Annotated in this window: 11 protein-coding genes; 5 read left to right on the plus strand and 6 right to left on the minus strand. The window is 63.6% G+C overall.

Translation table 11 applies throughout. From position 1 onward, the window contains the following. Positions 1–34: 34 nt before the first annotated feature. Positions 35–982 (plus strand): GDP-mannose 4,6-dehydratase, encoded by a 948-nt coding sequence (locus HRU71_04160; GenBank protein QOJ02729.1) that lies wholly within the window; start codon positions 35–37, stop codon positions 980–982. Here HRU71_04160 and HRU71_04165 read toward each other — a convergent pair. Further along, positions 949–3,963 (minus strand): FAD-binding protein, encoded by a 3,015-nt coding sequence (locus HRU71_04165; GenBank protein QOJ02730.1) that lies wholly within the window; start codon positions 3,961–3,963, stop codon positions 949–951. The genes HRU71_04160 and HRU71_04165 overlap by 34 nt on opposite strands. Next, the gene (locus tag HRU71_04170; GenBank protein QOJ02731.1) at positions 3,960–4,841 is read right to left on the minus strand and encodes a class I SAM-dependent methyltransferase; all 882 of its coding nucleotides are present in this window, start codon (positions 4,839–4,841) and stop codon (positions 3,960–3,962) included. The genes HRU71_04165 and HRU71_04170 overlap by 4 nt, the downstream gene beginning before the upstream one ends. 141 nt (positions 4,842–4,982) lie before the next feature. On the opposite strand from HRU71_04170, the gene HRU71_04175 reads away from it, so the two are divergent. Continuing rightward, a complete protein-coding gene (locus tag HRU71_04175; protein ID QOJ02732.1) occupies positions 4,983–5,789 on the plus strand; it encodes a polysaccharide deacetylase family protein in 807 nt (268 codons plus the stop codon). Between the two features lie 66 nt (positions 5,790–5,855). On the opposite strand, the gene HRU71_04180 is transcribed toward HRU71_04175, so the two are convergent. Both HRU71_04180 and HRU71_04185 read right to left on the minus strand, forming a co-directional pair. Beyond that, complete coding sequence (locus tag HRU71_04180) at positions 5,856–6,737, minus strand: PEP-CTERM sorting domain-containing protein (protein QOJ02733.1); 882 nt, start codon at positions 6,735–6,737, stop codon at positions 5,856–5,858. A 170-nt stretch (positions 6,738–6,907) separates the two neighbouring features. Then, entirely contained in the window at positions 6,908–8,839 is a 1,932-nt protein-coding gene (locus HRU71_04185) for a tetratricopeptide repeat protein (GenBank protein ID QOJ02734.1), read from the minus strand. A 143-nt stretch (positions 8,840–8,982) separates the two neighbouring features. On the opposite strand from HRU71_04185, the gene uvrB reads away from it, so the two are divergent. The 3 genes from uvrB to HRU71_04200 all read left to right on the plus strand — a co-directional run bounded on the left by uvrB (position 8,983) and on the right by HRU71_04200 (position 12,261). After that, positions 8,983–10,977, plus strand: a complete 1,995-nt coding sequence (uvrB, locus tag HRU71_04190; protein ID QOJ02735.1) for an excinuclease ABC subunit UvrB — start codon at positions 8,983–8,985, stop codon at positions 10,975–10,977. Positions 10,978–11,295: 318 nt separating this feature from the next. After that, positions 11,296–11,496 (plus strand): hypothetical protein, encoded by a 201-nt coding sequence (locus HRU71_04195; GenBank protein ID QOJ01966.1) that lies wholly within the window; start codon positions 11,296–11,298, stop codon positions 11,494–11,496. A gap of 66 nt (positions 11,497–11,562) precedes the next feature. Continuing rightward, the gene (locus HRU71_04200; protein QOJ02736.1) at positions 11,563–12,261 is read left to right on the plus strand and encodes a biliverdin-producing heme oxygenase; all 699 of its coding nucleotides are present in this window, start codon (positions 11,563–11,565) and stop codon (positions 12,259–12,261) included. 15 nt (positions 12,262–12,276) lie between these two features. Here HRU71_04200 and proC read toward each other — a convergent pair whose 3' ends face one another. Then, positions 12,277–13,110 carry a pyrroline-5-carboxylate reductase gene (gene proC, locus HRU71_04205; GenBank protein ID QOJ02737.1) on the minus strand — a complete coding sequence of 278 codons (834 nt, stop codon included), beginning with the start codon at positions 13,108–13,110 and terminating at the stop codon, positions 12,277–12,279. Between the two features lie 2 nt (positions 13,111–13,112). Continuing rightward, entirely contained in the window at positions 13,113–15,731 is a 2,619-nt protein-coding gene (gene lon, locus HRU71_04210; GenBank protein QOJ02738.1) for an endopeptidase La, read from the minus strand. Positions 15,732–15,761 lie beyond the last annotated feature (30 nt).

Here is a 15,761-nt window from a genome sequence, read left to right on the forward strand (position 1 = left end):
GCGTCGCACCACGCCGGAGCATGAGTCCCGAATCATGAACATCCTTGTGACTGGAGCGGCCGGCTTCATCGGCTATCACTTATCGCGTCGCTTCGCGTTGGCGGGGCATCGTGTTCTCGGCGTGGACAACCTGGTGACCGGCAGCGAAGCGAACGTGCGAGCGCTCCAGGCGCTGCCCGGTTTCGAATTCATCCGTCATGACATCGAGGAGCCGCTGGAGCTGCCCGGTGCCATTGACCGCATCTTCAATTTCGCCTGCCCGGCCAGTCCGGCGGACTTCGACACCAAGGCGATTGAGATCATGCTCACGTGCAGCATCGGCGTGAAAAATCTGCTCGATCTGGCGCGCGCGAAACACGCATTGTTTCTGCAAGCGTCCACCAGCGAATGCTACGGCGACCCGCCGCCGGAGCATCATCCGCAGAAGGAAACGTATCGCGGAAACGTCAACACGCTCGGGCCCCGCGCGCCCTACGACGAGGGCAAACGCTTCGCCGAAGCCATGACCATGGCCTATCATCGCCTGTACGGCCTGCACACCCGCATCGTGCGCATCTTCAATACCTATGGTCCGCACATGCGCGCCGACGACGGCCGCGCCCTGCCGAACTTCATTCGACAGGCCCTCACGGGGCAGCCGCTGACGATCCACGGCGACGGCTTGCAGACGCGATCGTTCTGTTACGTCGATGACCTCGTGGAAGCGATCTGTCGCACGGCAGACAGCGATGTGATCGACCCGATCAACATCGGAAACGATGCGGAGATCACGATCCGGGAGGCGGCCCAGGCCGTCATCGAATTGAGCGGGAGCCAGAGCCAGTTGATCTTTACGGATCGCCCGATGAACGATCCCGAGCGTCGTCGGCCGGACTTGTCCCGCGCCCGCGAGGTGCTGGGCTGGCAGCCATCGATGCCGTGGCGCGAGGGCTTCAAGCGGACGATTGACTATTTTCGAGCGACGATGTCGCAGGGGGGTTGATCGGCGATCTGTTCCGCGATGATCTCGATCAGATGAACGGGCCGACGGTCCGTGTGGTGTGCGATTTGTTCGCGGCAGGAGAAGCCCGAAACCGCCACGCGTGCTCCATCGCTCCCCCGGACGGCAGGGAACAATCGCTGCTCGCCGATCGCGCGGGCAACGTCGTAATGCTCTACTTCGTGACCAAAAGAGCCGGCCATGCCGCAACAGCCGCTGGGAATCTCCGCCGCGTCGCACACCGCGCCGAGCGCCGCCATCGCGGCGGTTGAGCCGGGCATCGCCTTTTGGTGGCAGTGGGCGTGATACAGGATGCGCGGACGCTCGGCAGGAGCGAGCCTTCGCAAAGCATCGGAACGCCGCGACAGAAACGACTCGATCATCATGGCGTGCCTCGCCACCTGCCGCGCCGCGCTTGAGCGCAGCAATTGGGGGGCTTCGTCGCCGAAGGTGAGAATGCAACTCGGCTCGGTGCCGACGATCGGTACGCCCAACTCGGCAAACGGCGCGAGCAATGCGATGTTTCGCTCGGCAAGCTGCGACGCCTCGTGCAACAGGCCCTTGCTGATCGCCGGTCGTCCGCAGCACACGTTGTCAACAACACGCACGCGGCATCCGAGCGCTTCCAGCACGCGCACCGCCGCGACGCCGACCTGCGGGGCGTAGTAATTCGTCCACGTATCGACGAAATAGACAACCTCGCCGCCATCTGCAACCCGTGCATCCGACTCGCCCCGCCAAGGTCCGCCTCGCCCCGCCCGTCGACGCCACCAGGCGCGAAAGGTCTGTTTCGCCAGCCTCGGTGGGGCGATACGCCGGTCGAATCCGATGAATCGTTCCATTGCCGCACGCGTCAAGCGCGACTGCATCACGGCATTCGCAAAACCCGGCGCAACGCTCATCCACTTTGACAAGCTAGGCATCGCCGCAACGGCCCGGCTGCGCCACGGCACGCCGACGTGCTCATTCCGCCGACGGAGCCACTCGGCCTTCAGCTTCGCCATATCGACACCCGTCGGACATTCCGTCTTGCACGCCTTGCACGAGAGGCACAGGTCCATCACCTCGTCCAGCGCGGGATCGTCCAGCCCGTGCAACAATCCGTGATCGCCCAGCGCCAATCGCAAGGCATTGGCCCGGCCGCGGGTCGTGTCGCGCTCGTCGCCGGTCGCCATGTACGACGGACACATCGTGCCGACGAGGCGCGAACGACACTGGCCGACGCCGCTGCACATCTCGGCGAGTCCCGCCATGCCGCCGTGCGCTGAAAAGTCCAACACGGTCAACTCAACCGGGCGATGCGCGACATGACCGCGCGCCGGCCCGTCCGCACCCTCGCCGGACGCCTCGTCCTCGACCGGCCGCCAGCGCAGGTTGTCGGCCATGCCCAGCGGCGAGACGATCTTGCCGGGATTAAGAATGTTGCCGGGATCGAACGCCGCCTTCACCCGCGCGAACGCGCCCACCAGGGCCGGACCGAACATCCGCTCCAGCCAGCAGCTTCGCACGAGGCCGTCGCCATGTTCGCCGGTGAAGGCGCCGCCGAACTCCAGCGTCAGCGCGCTGATGCGATCGGCCACGCGCACCATCCGACGCACGTCGGACAGCCGCCGCAGGTTCAGCACCGGCTTGACGTGCAGGCAACCGACGCTGGCGTGGGCGTAGTAGCTGCATTCCTCGACGCCTTCTTCGCGCAATACGACCATGAACCGGGCGATGAAATCCCGCAGCCGTGCCGGATCAACGGCACAATCATCCACGAAATCGTACGGCTGTCGCTCGCCCGGCCGCGACATCAGCAGCCCCAGGCCCGCCTTGCGCAGGTTCCACACGCCGGCTTGATGCGCCGCGTCAATCACCACGGGCCATGCATAACCCATGCCGCGCCGGCGCAGATCGCCTGCCACGCCTTGCAACCGCTCATTCAGCCGCTCCACCGATTCATCGTAGAGTTCAATCACCAGGATGCCGCGCGGGTCGCCCTCGATCAGTCGATCGCGCGCCGCGCCGTGCCGGCTCTCGCGTGCGGCATCGAGGATCAGCTTGTCAATCAACTCGACCGCCGCGGGGCCGTGTTCAAGGCAGACCGGCGTCGCCGCCAGCGAATCCAGCAAATCAGAAAAATGCGCGACGACGAGACCTCGGCACGCCGGCAACGGCGTCAGCTTCAGCACCGCAGCCGTCACCACCGCCAGCGTCCCCTCGCTGCCGCAGAGGATCGTCTCGACGTTGACGCGCTCGCCATCGGTTCGCAGCCGGTCCAGCGCGTAGCCGCCGTTGCGACGCATCACCTTGGGGTAGCGCGCGGCGATCTCCGATGCGAACTCATTTGCAATGCCTGACAGAGACCGCTCCGCGTCGTCCGCCAGCCGCGACGGGGGGATCGGTCCGCGCGTTCGCTCCAATTCCGCCAGCGCCGCAGCCTCGCCCCAGCGCGCCACCGAACCATCCGACAGGACAGCTTCCAGCGCGAGGACGTGATCCACCGTTCGCCCCACCAGCACCGAATGCGCCCCGCAGGAGTTGTTCGCGATCATCCCACCCAGCGTCGCACGGCTGCTCGTCGCCACGTCCGGCGCGACGTGCAGCCCCATCGGCGCCAGCGCGGCGTTCAACTCATCGAGCACCACGCCCGGCTCGACGATCGCCATCCGCCTCGCTGCATCCATCGCGACAATTCGATTCAGATACCGCGAACAATCGAGTTGAATGCCGACGTTGACGGCACCGCCGGCCAGACCTGTTCCCGCGCCGCGCGCGGTGATCGGCGCGCCGTGCCGCGCGCCGGCGCGAAGCGTCTCGCAGACGTCTTCGACGGATCGGGGCAGCACCACGCCCGCCGGCGTCATTTGATAAATACTCGCGTCGGTCGAATACAACGCGCGCGACAGGCGGTCCGCCCGCACGTCTCCGCGAATGCGCCCGGAGAGTTCATTCAAAGCATCGACGGATCGCTGGAAGATGGCTTTCACCGCGTCGCTCATCGATCGGCCTCGGCGACGATCTCATCGGCGCGCGGCCCGCGACCGTGCAGCGCCGACATCCAACTGGCAATCAATCGCGATCGCGCGATCCATTCGGTCAACCGGCTACCCCGCCGGGTCCGCAGAAGCGCGTTGGCCGAATGCCGCCAGCGCGAGGAACGCCGCCGCCAGGAGAGACGCACGCGATGAAACCCAGCGCGATCCAGCAGCGCCGTCATCGTTTCCGGTGTCAGATGCGTGTAGTGACGAGGCAAATCCCATCCCTGCCAGTACGGCCCGAATCGCAGCGACGCGGCCGATGCCGCGTTGTGCTCGGAAACAATGAGCCGCCCGCCCGGCGCGAGCAATTCTCGAACCGCGCGCAGCGTCGCCAGCGGGTCGGGCAGACAGCCGATCACTCCGAGCATCACCGCGACCTCAAACGGACCGGTGACGTTTGCGCCAGGCAATACGCCCTGCACGACTTCCAATCCGGCCGATCGCGCAGCCGCCACCGCCGCGGGCGAAGGCTCCACGCCGACGCATCGCCAACCCCGGTCGCGCATGCGGGCCAGATATCCGCCGCTGCCGCAACCCACGTCCAACAACCGTCCGCCGCCGAACGGCGTGACGCGATCCCATGGATCGCGCAGTCGCCTGCGGCGGTGCGCGCCGGCCGCCGCATGCGCGGAGTAAGAGCTTGGATAATGCCGGCGCACGCCGTCGATCGGAGCCGCCGGGTGCGTAAACAACAGCGTGCAGAACGCACAGCGGACGACCTCCCATTGACCTGGCGTCTCGTAGACGGTGTCGCGCCCGGTAAACATCACCGCTGCTCCGGTCGCGCCGCAGAGCGGACAGGCGCGCGGAAGTTCCAGCGACGGGTTCGCGGGATCCATCGCGCCGACTGCCACAGGCTCTGGCGTGGGGTACACCATGCGGCGCTATTGTGTCGTTGTCGGCGGACGCGGTCTACAATTCCATCGCGGAAATGCCTCGCACGATTCTGAAACCGCCGTACCGCGCCGCGGGAGCGTCTCTTGGGTGCCATGTCTCGCTGGTTCGAAAAACGCCGTCGACGCCTGACGGCCTTCGTTGGGTCGCGGCTGCACAGCCTGCCCGCGCCGGCCGAGCCGACTTGCTGCTTGTTGTGCGATTTCGAGGGGCACTTTGCGGGCGAGGCGGGAGCAGCGTTCGCCGATCGTGGGACGGATCGCTTACTCACGCTGCTGGATTCGCTCGGGCTGCGGATTACGTTCAACGTCGTCGCCGACTTGTGCCGCTCGCACCCAAAACGTGTCGCGCGGATTCGCGATGCCGGCCATGAGATCGCCTGTCACGGTCACCGTCACGAGCGCCCCCGCGATCTGCCTCGAACGAACCTCGACAACATGCTGCAAGACGCCCTCGACTGCTTTGCGGAGCTTGGCGTGCGACCGATCGGCTTCCGCTCACCGGAATCGGCCTGGAGCGTGCCGCTGCTGCCTGCGCTGGCGCGACATGGCTTTCGCTGGAACGCGGAGCGCGACCCGGCGATAGGGCCCTATCGGATTTCGCGCGGGCTGATTCGCTTTCCCGTGCGAACCGACGATTGGGATCTCACTGATCTTGCCGCATCAAGCGACACGGCGAGCAGGATTCGCTTGCTGCTGGACAAATGGACCTTGCATGCGCGGAGTGGCGTTCACGGGAGCGGCCTGTTGCTCATCGGGGTGCATGAATGGGTTTTCGGTTTGCGTGACGGCTACGACGATGCGCTCGGAGACTGGATCGCACACTGCCGGCGCGACGGCTGGCAGTTTCACACGATAGGCGACGTCGCCGAGGGTTTGAGAGAGACACGGTAAAAAGAAAACCGGCCCCCGAAATCGGGAGCCGGCTTGGAAAACTCGCTTCAATGTTGCGGCAACGCCTTACTTGCGGCGGCGGGCGATCAGGCCCAGCGCGCCCAAGCCGAGCAGAGCCAGCGAGGTCGGCTCCGGAACCGGCGTGCCTTCGACTTCGATCATGAACGAAGCCGGCGGATTCGGCGGGTTCGCAGTGCTGAACAGGAACGCGCCTTCGGGATTGGGCTGGCCAGTCATGTTCGGGTCATGCTGCCAGAAGACGTTCGCATTGGCAGATGCACCGCTGGTGATGCGCCAGCCATTATTGGCGTCGCCATTGCTGAACCGCATGCCAATCAGGAAGGTCTTGAACCCCGTGATAAGCGTGTCGTTCAACGGCACGTTCGACATCCCGGCGATCGGGTTGACGCCGTCACCGCACGTGACAAGCGACGTCACAGACGTTGCACCATTGGCGGGCAAAGCAACCGTGCAAATGCTGTTGTACGGAATATCCAGCTCGGTATCGGGAGCAATGGGACCAGTCGATGCAGTCGCCCAGAAGAGATCGACTGTGACGGCCGGCGCGTTTGCAAGCCGACGAACACCGACGGTCACGCGGCTGACCGACAACGCCGTATTGGCACCCATCGTCGCATTGGGAACCGGGACGTCATCAAAAGCCACGCGGAGCGGATCGGCTGGCGTGAGGGTACCTGCCGACGCCGGGTTGTAGCGGAAGCCGGTCTCCGTCATTCGGCTGTACACGACCGACGCGCCCTCCACCGAACCATTTGCCGGCATCAGCGCGAACGGCGAGTTAGCCGATTGAATGGTATCAGGAACCACATCCGCGCTCGCGACAGAGACCGTCGCCAACAAAGCGACCGCAACGAGACATATGCTGATGTTCTTAGAAGCCACGTTTTCCTCTCCCTTGCGCCCTCCTTGGGCGCAGCGACACGGCACAATTCGTGCTTGGGGTAGCTACAGCTTCCCCACACGAACAAACAACAGATTAACTTAAATGGACATGTTTTGTCAATATCCGAAGGGTCGAGAGGCAGCAAATTTCTCGATTCTGCCTGGTCAGCACCAAGTGTGTCTTCCACTTAGGAATGGGCATTCTTCGGCCGGAATTATCTTGCCGACTCCACCCATTTACGCTCGTATTCTCCTGCCCTTGCAAGGTCCCCCCTCTCTAAGAACAGAACGGACAGGTATTTACATCCAATTCGATAGTAGTTAAGCGTTTCGAGACCCATTATCCGGACCCGGGACGGCTCCACGACCTTTTCTTCCAGCTTCTTAATCGCCTCGGCATAGCTGTCCCCGGCGGCAAGGCGCTGGCCGGCGCGCTCCGCCACAAAGGCCTTGGCAAAGTGCGCAAACGGATCATCCGGGGAGGCGCTAGCGAGGGACGAAGCGAGCGATTCCGCGGCGACGAGATCGTTCAGATTGAGAAGTCGCTGAACCAGGGCGCATTGAATCGCGACATCGCGGGAGGCGGGGTCCGCAGCCGCGCGTAAGACCTTCAGCGCCTCATCCGGCTGCTGAAGGTTAACAAGACATTTTGATAAATTCATAGCGCAGCGCGCGTTGCCGGGGAGCCGGTCCAACGCGCGGCGGAAGTGCTCGGCGGCTGCCGCCCAATTCTTCTCCTGCATTCGGATCGCGCCGATGTTGTTGTGTGCGTTCCACGAATGAGGGTCCAGTTGCAGCGCTCGTTGCCAGAGCGACTCGGAAGATCGCCAGACGCCGCATTGTCGCCACGTCGCCCCCATGAGCAGCAGGATCGCCAGCGACGACGCCGCGCCCTGAATGCGCCAACGCAGGCGTGAACGGCGCCGACCAAGCCAGCTCGCTCCCAATAGGACCGCCAGGGGAATCGTCGCTACATACGAATACCGATCCGCCGTCAGCGCCAGGTTGGACGAAACCAATCCCAGCGTCGGAGAAATGATGATTGCGTATACAATGAGCGAAACTGAAATCGCCGGCTTTCGCACAGCCAGTACGGCGGCTCCCGTCGCGATGATCGCAACGGCAGCGGCCGAAAGGACAAATCGCGGCGCGAATGGATCAAACGGGATCGGCACCTCATAGACCGGACCAAGCCCGACGGGCCAAATCGTCTTTTCCAGGTAGAACCAAAGCGCATGAAACGTCTTGGCCAACCGCTCCGTCCAGGGTTGGGGTTCGCTGGAGATGATTCCATAGGCCGATTGAAGCCGATAGGAATAACGCCCCAGGACAAACGCCACCGCCGCAAAGGGAACCTTCTCCGCGAGTCGGCTTGCGAATACGGCCAAGCGGTCGCGCGGCGAGCATTCCGTCGCCGTCAGCCTTCGCAACGGATATGCATCCAGGACAAGCAACCCGAGCGGCCAAGTCAGCCCCCACACCTTTGCGAGCATTGACGCGATGTAAAACCCCAGCGCGGCTAGGTACCAGCGGGCGCGGTTTTCTCGGTTCGTTGCATAGCGCAGGTAGGCGCTGGTGCAAACCAGCAGAAAGAAAAGCGACACGACGTCCCGGCGCTCGGTGATCCAGGCAACGGACTCCACGCGGAGGGGATGAACCGCGAAGATCAGCGCGGCCAGTACGGCGCCTTGTGTCAATCGTTTCGTTGTGTTTTGGGCATCAGCGGTTTCGGGATCCAGCGCTGGGCACTGCGCAAGCTGGAGGATGCGGCGCGACAGGAAAAAGAGCAGGACGGCGTTCGCGGCGTGCCACACGATACTCGTCAGATGATAGCCGAGCGGGTTCATGCCCCAGATGCAATAGTCCAGCCCGAGCGTCATCCAAGTCAGGGGTTGGTAATGCGCGAGGAGGGCATGGGTAAACATCCATTTCAATTGGGGAATTCCCAGGCCCCGGTAGTTCGGGTTCTCGGTGAACAGGAAGTTGTCATCCCAATTGAGGAACTCGCCCCGCAGCGCGGGCAGAAATGCGAACACCGTCACAATGGCAATACCAACCGCGAAGATCGCGCTCCGGCGTCGCCCGCGTGCAATCGCCCCGCGGGAACCATCAATCAGATCGGGGGGGCGCAAGTTGACCTGCTGCATCCCCCGATCATACAAAGCCGGCCCCCTTGCTCAATGCGCGCCATTCCTGCCTTTGTGCGTCGACGAGGCGCGACCGCCTCGCGCGCATCCTTCAGCCAATCGAGCTATCATGAGAGGATCGAACAAGGTGCGAGTACCCACCCGTGAGTCAATTTGAAATCGTCTCGCCATTCCAACCCGCCGGGGACCAGCCGCGGGCGATCCAGCAGATTGTGGGCGGTTTCGCCGCCGGCAAGCGCTTCCAGACGCTTATGGGCGTCACCGGGTCGGGCAAGACCTTCACCATGGCGCACGTCATCGCGGCGATGGGCAAACCCACGCTGGTCATCTCGCACAACAAGACGCTGGCGGCCCAGCTTTACGAAGAGTTCGCCGAGCTATTCCCCCAAAACGCCGTCGAGTACTTCGTCAGTTTCTACGACTATTACCAGCCCGAGGCCTACATCCCCGCGCGTGATATTTACATCGAGAAAGACTCGTCGCGCAACGACGAGCTGGATCGTCTGCGGCTCTCGGCCACCAGCGCGGTCGTGAGCCGCCGCGACACGATTATTGTGGCCAGCGTCTCCTGCATCTTCGGACTCGGGTCGCCCGACGAATACAAGGCCAGCGTCATCCACATCGCGGTCGGCCAGAACCATCCCCGCGACGAGTTGCTCAAGAAGTTCGTCAACCTGCAATACGAACGCAACGATCTGGAGCTGAAACGTAAAGCCTTCCGCGTGCGCGGCGACGTGATCGAACTGCACCCGGCCTACGAGGAGATTGCCTACCGCGTCGAAATGTTCGGCGACGAGATCGAGCGGCTCGCCACGATCAACCCGCTCACCGGCAAGGTGCTCCAGACGCACGATCAGTTGTACATCTACCCCGCGGTGCATTACGTCATGCCGCAGGATCGCATCGAGGCGGCCGTCGCGGGGATCCGCCAGGAACTCGATGAGAGGCTGAACTACTTTCGCCAGCAGGGCAAACTCCTGGAGGCGCAGCGATTGGCGGCGCGAACGAAGTACGATCTCGAAATGATTCAGGAAGTCGGCTACTGCTCGGGGATCGAGAATTACTCGCGGCATCTCGTAGGCAGCCCGCCGGGCGCGAAGCCCTACACGCTGGTGGATTACTTCCCCGGCGATTTTCTGCTGATCGTGGACGAGTCGCACGCGACGATTCCGCAGATCGGCGCCATGTACAACGGCGACCGGGCGCGGAAGGAAGTGCTCGTGGAGCATGGGTTCCGCCTGCCCAGCGCGCTGGACAATCGCCCGATGCGGTTCGAGGAGTTCGAGAACATGTGGGGGCAGGTCTTGTTTGTGTCCGCGACGCCGGGACCGTATGAATTGAAGAAGTGCGGCGGCGAGGTCGTGGAGCAGGTGATCCGGCCGACGGGGCTGCTCGATCCCGTCATCACGGTGAAGCCCGCGCGTGGACAGGTGCCCGATTTGTTGCACCAGATTCAGGCGCGGGCGGCTCGCGGCGAACGCACCTTGGTGACGACGCTCACCAAGCGCCTCGCCGAAGACCTCGCGGGCTACGTGCAGCAAACGGGCATCAAGGGCGCGTATCTGCATAGCGAGATCGACACGATCGAGCGGCTGATCATCCTGCGCGAGCTGCGCGACGGCAAATACGACGTGCTCATCGGCGTGAACCTGCTGCGCGAGGGGTTGGACCTGCCCGAAGTCTCGCTCGTGGCGATTCTCGACGCCGACAAGGAGGGCTTCCTGCGCAGCGCGACGAGCCTGATCCAGACCATCGGCCGCGCGGCGCGCAACGTGAACGCCGAGGTGTTTCTGTACGCAGACAAGGTGACGGCTGCGATGCAGCAGGCGATCGACGAGACGACGCGGCGGCGAGCGCTGCAGGAAGAATACAACCGTCAACACGGTATCACGCCGGAGACGATCAAGAAAGCCATCCGCCGCGGGCTGGAGGATCAGATCGCCGCGCGGAAGCGTGCCCGCGACGCCATCCACGCCCCGGAAGACGAGTTTGAGCTGACCGAGAGCATCGCGGAGCTGGAACGGCAGATGCTGGAGGCGGCGGAATCGCTGGAGTTCGAGCGCGCGGCCTCGCTGCGCGATCGGATCAAGAAACTTCGCGAGGTTCCGGCGCTTACGATTCCACCTCGCAAGGCGTGAATTCTATTGCTACAAACTGTTTCAAAACTCCCTCTCACTTCCATGGAGAGGGTTGGGGGAGGGTTAATCATTCCGTTCGAACCACATTTCCCCCTCACCCCACCTCTCCCCCAAGGGAGGAGAGGAATTTTGAAATCGGTTAGCTTCACACTATCCGTTCGAATCATAACCTGTTCAATACCAGTTACTTATGTGACAAAAAAAGCGCCGAAAATTCTCGACGGAGCCACTTGCGACGGGACAATTGCGTCTTAGAATGGTCATTAATTGAGATTGAGTCTCAATTTCGTTTGGCACGACTCCACGGAAGACTCTACGATGCCCTCCATCATGCCGAAACCCGCTTCACACCCTTCGCCCGAACTGGCCGCGGCGCCGGACAACCAGACCGGGTTCTGGATTCGCGCACGTCGCTGGACCGCGCGGTTGGGCATGGCGGGGTTCCTGTTCTTTCTTGTCAAGGGTCTGCTCTGGCTGGCCATTCCAGCCATCCTTGCGAAGAAGGCCCTGGAGAATTGAATCGCCCCTCGACGGCGTATGAAGCCGATTGAGTCGCCTGACTTTTTATGAGAGGATCGAACGCCCATGCAGATTGATGAGTCAACCGTCGCCGCTCCAGCCGACATCATGGACGCGTTGCGCACCGGCACGCAGAAACTCCACGATCAGACCGAATCCGGTGCGTTCAACGATGCCCTGCTCAAAGGCAAACTGCCGCTGGACTCGTACGTCGACATGCTCGGCCAGCTCCTGCTGGTTCACCGTGCGCTGGAGCGCCGATTGCGCGAGCACCGCGCCGCCCATCCGGTCATCGGCCGCGTTCTGCGCGAGCACTATCTCCAGGAGCCGTACCTGCTGGATGATCTCGCATATTTTGGTCGCAACCCGGAACAGATCGAGCCCCTGCCGTCGGTTCGGGCCTTTGAGGCGCAGCTCGACCGCGCCGCGCAACAGAATCCAGCCGCGCTCCTGGGCTATCTTTATGTTCTGGAAGGCAGCAACAACGGCGGGCGGTTTATTGCGCGGGCGGTGCGGCGGGTTTATAACCTGCCCGAGACGCACGGCACGCGCTATCTCGACCCCTACGGCGAGCGACAGAAGGCGTACTGGCAGGAGTTCAAGGCGGACATGCGATCCGTGGAATTCTCCGACGCCGACCGCGCCGCCATCCTCGAAGCGGCCAACCAGATGTTCGTCGCCGTGATGCGCCTGCACGTCGAGCTGTATGCGCCGATCGCCGCGACGAAGCCCTCCGGCGGCAAATGCCCGTTTCACCACGGATGAAGCGCGGGGCGCGCTTCATCCATCCGCGAGCTTGCCCAGTTCCTGGCTGCGCCGATACGCCGCCAGCACCGCCTGCGTGACGTGCTCGGCGACGTTGCAATCCGTTAATTTGTTCATTGCGGCCTGGGTGGTGCCGCCGGGACTGGTCACGGCGGCGCGCAGTTCGGCGGGTGAGGCATCGGCTTGCAGCAGCATCGCACCCGCTCCGACGCAGGCATGCGCCGCCAGCACCTGGGCCGCCTCGGGCTTCAGCCCCGCCGCGACGCCGCCCTTCATCATCATCTCGACAAAATAATAAAAATACGCCGGCCCGCTGCCCGCGACGGCCGTCACGGCGTTCATCAGATCCTCGCGCTCGACTTCCACGCATACGCCGCCGGCGTTGAAAAAATGCCGAGCCTCCTCGATGTCGTCATCGGTCGCCGCTTCGCCGCGAAACAGACCCGTCACGCCGCGGCCCAATCCGAAGGGCAGGTTGGGCATCGCGCGAACGACGCGCACCTGCGGACCACCCAGCACCGACGCGATCCGAGCCGTTGACTGCCCCGCCATCACGCTGATGAACAACTGATCCGCTGAAACAACCGGACGGATCGAGACCGCCGCATCGGCGAATCGCTGCGGCGTCACGCTCAACATGACCAGCCGAGAATCTTTCACGGCAGCGGCATTGTTCGCCGCGACGACGACGCCGCGCGGCATCGGATGGGCAGCCAGATTCTTCGACGGCGTCACGATGATGCGATCGGGCTGAAGGTAGCCTGACTCAATCAGCCGGCGGACGATCACGCCGGCGATGTGCCCCGTCCCGATGACGCCAAGTGCATACTTGTGAGGCGATGCCGACACGACTACCTCCACGCTCGCGCAGCACCGGGATGACCGGTGCGACCCTCGCCGCGCGTGGGAACGCGCCTGCGCACGGGAACGGCGAGCGCCGACGCCGTACGACTTCGTTTTGACGGTGCGGCGCCCGGCTTGGCGGCGCGGTTTGCCGGGACAGCGACGCGCTTGGATCGCGCCGCCTGGCGCTTGCGCGCCGCGGATTTGGCTGGTTGCTTCTTCCCGTCGGCTTTCTGCTCCGATCCCGCTCCCGCTGCTTCCGCGGGGCGGACCGGCTTTTCCAGAGACGCGCGCAGCACCTCGTCCACCGATTTCACCGCGACGAATCGAATGTGCTTGCGAATCTCGGCGGGTATCTCCACGAGATCGCGCTTGTTGCGCTCGGGAATGATGACGGTCTTGATGCCGGCCTGGTGCGCCGCGAGGGCCTTCTCCTTCAATCCGCCGATCGGCAGCACCAGCCCGCGCAAGGTCACTTCGCCCGTCATGGCCACATCGCTTCGGCAGGGCCGCTGCGTCAGCAACGAGACCAGCGCCGTGAACATGGCAACGCCGGCCGACGGACCGTCCTTCGGAATCGCCCCGGCCGGGACGTGCACGTGCAGGTCGATCTTGGTCAGTCGCTCCGGCGAGATACCGTACTTTTTGGCGCTCGCGCGGACAATGCTGTAGGCGGCCTGGACGCTTTCCTTCATGACGTCACCGATTTGGCCGGTCAGTTGGAAGCCGCCCTTGCCGGGCATGGCGGTGGCTTCGACAAAAAGGATTTCGCCGCCCAGCGGTGTCCAGGCAAGGCCGGTCACGACGCCGGGCGTGCTGGTGCGCAGGGCCACGTCGCGTTCGAACTTGATCGGCCCGAGGTAGGCGCCCAGCGCCTTGGGTGTGATGAAGAATGGGCCGCGCGCGTTTCGCGCGATCTTTGCCGCCACGCCGCGACAGATGGTTCCGATCTCGCGTTCGAGGTTGCGCACGCCTGCCTCGGCGGTGTACGACTCGATGATCGTCCGCAGGGCAGCGGTGCTGAAGTGAATCTGCCTGGCGGTCAGGCCGTTCTCATCGCGGCGCCGCGGGACGAGGTATTTCTTCGCGATGTGCAGTTTGTCGAGTTGCGTGTAACCGGGGATCGCGATGACTTCCATTCGATCGCGCAGCGGCGGCGGCACGGCGTCGATGTAGTTCGCGGTGCAGATGAACATGACGCGCGACAGGTCGAACGGCACGCCGAGGTAGTGATCCTGAAACGTCGAGTTCTGGGCCGGATCGAGGACTTCCAGCAAGGCCGACGACGGATCGCCGCGGAAATCGCTGCCGATCTTGTCCACTTCGTCGATCATGAAGACGGGATTGTTCGCGCCGGCCTTGCGAATCTCCTGAATGATGCGCCCGGGGATTGATCCGATGTAGGTGCGCCGATGGCCGCGGATGTCGGCCTCGTCGCGCACGCCGCCGACCGACATGCGGATGAATTTCCGGCCGATCGCGCGGGCGATGGACTGGCCGAGCGACGTCTTGCCGACGCCCGGCGGCCCGATGAAACAGAGGATGGGTCCGCGGCCCTCGGGTTTGAGTTTGCGCACCGCGAGGAACTCGAGAATGCGCCGCTTGACCTTCTCCAGCCCGTAATGATCTTCGTTCAGCACGCGCTCGGCCTTGGCGATGTCGAGGCGGTCCGTCGTCGAGACGGCCCAGGGCATTTCACACAACCAGTGCAGGTAGTCGACGCCGCCGCTGTACTCGGGCGAGCCTTGCGGCATGCGTTCGAGGCGTGACAGCTCGCGCTGGGCCTCCTTCTCGACCTCGGGCGGCATCTTCGCTTCGCTGATCGCCTTGCGAAGCTCGACCAGCTCGGCCTCGCGCCCGTCGGTCTCGCCGAGTTCCTTGCGGATCGCGCGGAGCTGTTCCTGAAGGAAGTACTCGCGCTGCGTCTTGTCGATCTCGTTCTTGACCTGCGTCTGAATCTTGGCGGACAGTTCAAGGATTTCGAGCTGGTTGGCCAGCGCCTGGTTGATCTTGAGCAGGCGCAGGCGCACGTCGAACGTCTCAAGCAGTTCCTGTTTCTCGACCAGCCCTAGTGACAGGTTCGCGGCAAGAAAATCCGCCAGCGAGCTGGGCTTCTCGATGTTGTTGAGAATCGCGATGGCGTCATCGGGCACGCCGGGCGTCATCTCGATCACCCGCGCCGCCTGCTTGCGGGCCGTCTCGATCAACGCGCCAATCTCCGTGGACTGCGAGAAGGTGTCCTCGCGCGTGTGCGTAACGGCCTTCAGGTATGGCTCGGTCTGGACCATCCGCTCGATGCCGAATCGCATCAGGGCGTGGACGATGATCGACTGGTTCCCCTCGCTAAGGTTGAGCACCTTGAGAATCGAGACAACCGTTCCGACGCGGTACAAGTCGTCCAGCCCTGGGTCCTCGACGGACGCGTCGCGCTGCGCGACGACCCCGAGCACCTTGCCGGCTTCCAGCACGTCGGCCACGAGTTTCTTCGATTTGGGGCGGCCGATCGTCAACGGAGCAATCGTGCCCGGAAAGACAACGGTATCACGGATCGGCAAAATGGGAATCGTATCGGGGATGACGATTTCCGCGTCCGTCGAAAGGTTGTCCGAAGCGGTTCGAGGAGCCACGATCGGGGGGGGCGCGCTCAACGGGGACGG

It is taken from the genome of Planctomycetia bacterium (assembly GCA_015200345.1).
Taxonomy (GTDB): Bacteria; Planctomycetota; Phycisphaerae; order UBA1845; family UTPLA1; genus PLA3.

Bases quoted from the DNA above. Each gene is read 5' to 3' on its own strand.
- HRU71_04185 (QOJ02734.1), bottom strand. From the start codon at position 8,839: ATGCAGCAGGTCAACTTGCGCCCCCCCGATCTGATTGATGGTTCCCGC.
- HRU71_04200 (QOJ02736.1), top strand. From the start codon at position 11,563: ATGCAGATTGATGAGTCAACCGTCGCCGCTCCAGCCGACATCATGGAC.
- HRU71_04165 (QOJ02730.1), bottom strand. From the start codon at position 3,963: ATGAGCGACGCGGTGAAAGCCATCTTCCAGCGATCCGTCGATGCTTTG.
- HRU71_04195 (QOJ01966.1), top strand. From the start codon at position 11,296: ATGCCCTCCATCATGCCGAAACCCGCTTCACACCCTTCGCCCGAACTG.
- HRU71_04170 (QOJ02731.1), bottom strand. From the start codon at position 4,841: ATGGATCCCGCGAACCCGTCGCTGGAACTTCCGCGCGCCTGTCCGCTC.
- HRU71_04160 (QOJ02729.1), top strand. From the start codon at position 35: ATGAACATCCTTGTGACTGGAGCGGCCGGCTTCATCGGCTATCACTTA.